At 57.5% G+C, this 1,879-nt stretch carries 4 protein-coding genes; 3 read left to right on the top strand and 1 reads right to left on the bottom strand.

Annotated features, from left to right (window positions below; genetic code table 11):
• A partial coding sequence (locus AC1DH9_RS28280) for a substrate-binding domain-containing protein (protein WP_477809245.1) occupies positions 1 to 609 on the top strand: 609 nt, incomplete at its 5' end.
• A 17-nt stretch (positions 610 to 626) separates the two neighbouring features.
• Here the strand turns inward: AC1DH9_RS28280 and AC1DH9_RS28275 are convergent.
• Positions 627 to 941 (bottom strand): DUF3303 domain-containing protein, encoded by a 315-nt coding sequence (locus AC1DH9_RS28275; protein WP_103315934.1) that lies wholly within the window; start codon positions 939 to 941, stop codon positions 627 to 629.
• Positions 942 to 1,126: 185 nt separating this feature from the next.
• Between AC1DH9_RS28275 and AC1DH9_RS28270 the strand changes: the two genes are divergently transcribed.
• Together AC1DH9_RS28270 and AC1DH9_RS28265 are read left to right on the top strand one after the other, a co-directional pair.
• Positions 1,127 to 1,381, top strand: coding sequence for a DUF2790 domain-containing protein (locus tag AC1DH9_RS28270; RefSeq protein ID WP_427544986.1), 255 nt, complete (start codon positions 1,127 to 1,129; stop codon positions 1,379 to 1,381).
• A gap of 143 nt (positions 1,382 to 1,524) precedes the next feature.
• The coding region (locus AC1DH9_RS28265; RefSeq protein ID WP_477809244.1) for a response regulator transcription factor at positions 1,525 to 1,879 on the top strand (355 nt) is incomplete at its 3' end.

Below are 1,879 nucleotides of genomic sequence, written 5' to 3'. Positions count from 1 at the left end.
GATGTGATGCTTCCCGCTGAGCGCGTGGTGGACGCACTCAAATCATTTCGAGAGGAATTTCCTACGGTTGCACTCCACTTGCATATGGAGGCGCTCGGCGCAGTCACTCAACTGGTGATCAACGGCGGCGCGTCCGTCGGCGTCAGTGGCCCGATGAATGAGGGGATTGATGGTATCGAAAGAATTGCGGTCGGCAGTGTTGAGCTGATTCCGGTGGCAGCCCCCAATCATCCACTGGCTTCAAGCGGGTTGAATATTCCAGGTGCTGGACGCGAGTTCATCCAGCTTGTGCTGTCCGACCGTTCGCTCCTGACAAAAAACAAGGATTTCGCAGTCCTCAGTACCCGTACCTGGAGGCTGGCCGACCTCGGGGCTAAACACATGTTGCTGCGTGAAGGCATTGGCTGGGGGAACATGCCGATCACGATGGTTCGGGAAGATCTGGATACTGGCCGACTCGTCCACCTGAAAATGCCGGAATACAAAAGCGGGATGTACACCTTCGACGCCATCTATCGCACGGACCTGCCACCAGGCCCCGCCGCGAAGTGGTTGATTGATCGGTTCATTCAACAAGGCTCAGCGGGCGATGCGCCCGCTCTTCGATAGCACCGGGATAATCTGCATCACTGGGGTTTCAGACCATCGCGCCAGGCGATTGCTTCGAGTTCGACCCGGACCGCGTCCTCGACGGCAACCACAGGGCGTGCCTGGAACTCGAATGCAGGAAACGTCGAACAAACCTTGTGAACCGCCAGCGGATCGTCGCAGTCCACCAGCATGTGCCCGCCCCACTCGCCCACGCGCACGACAAACACCTCGATCTTGAAATTGTCCGGGGCTTTCCATTGACCGAACACCTCCAGGATCCGCTTCTGCGCACTCTCGTACTCCGCAGGCGAACCTTGTGGCCGTTCGAACCAGCTGATCATGTACTTCATCGCCATCCTCCTCTGGAGAGGTAAGGATAGTTCTCGATGCAAGTTCTCGCTTCAATCGCCTCAAGCAACCCGCCCTTGCATTACAACTTTGTAATGGCCCTGTTCGTCAGCTGTTGGAGTTGCCTTGTTACCGTGAACTCACTGCCAAACAACAGGCAGCCCACTTCAGGCAAGGAGATACTGCCATGAAACTGTTAACGCTCGGACTCGCCACCCTCCTCGCCACCGGCTCAGCCTTCGCCGGTACCAGCGACACTTCGGCGGTGATCCACGACAGGACCGGTTTCTTCGTCCACCTGGACGTTGCGAAAGTCCTGTCCACGACTGAGATCTCGGACCAATGTGACGTCACTCCGGCCCGTCTCGATTACCTGGATCATCAGGGTCGGGAACATGTGCTGGACTATTCGGTTCAAGGACGTTGCACCAACGGAAACTGATGGGATGCTGTATGCACATGACTGTCCTGGAGCAGGCAATACGCAACAAAACCTGATGATTGGGCTAAAATTGCGCGACCTGCTCTCGGCGTTCAGGCCCGTTCCTTTGGGTTGAAGGCCGACACCGAACCAAGGTCATTCTCATGAACATCCTTGTCGTGGAAGACGAGCCCAAGGCGGGCAATTACTTACTCAATGGTCTGCAGGAGCAGGGATACTCCGTCAGCCTGGCCCGCGATGGCGTCGAGGGCTTATACCTGGCCCTGGAAACGCCTTTCGACGTCATCGTGCTGGATGTGATGATGCCGAAAATGGACGGCTGGGAAGTACTGCGCCGCCTGCGCAAGGAAGCCGACACACCAGTACTGTTCCTGACCGCGCGCGATGACATCGCCGACCGAATCAAAGGCCTGGAGCTGGGGGCCGACGACTACCTGATCAAACCCTTTTCGTTCGCCGAACTGGTCGCACGCCTGCGCACCCTGACTCGTCGAGGGC

The sequence above is a fragment of the Pseudomonas sp. 05T35 genome (assembly GCF_056396605.1).
Note: the sequence above shows the minus strand (reverse complement) of the source record. Positions and strands in the feature narration are given on the sequence as shown.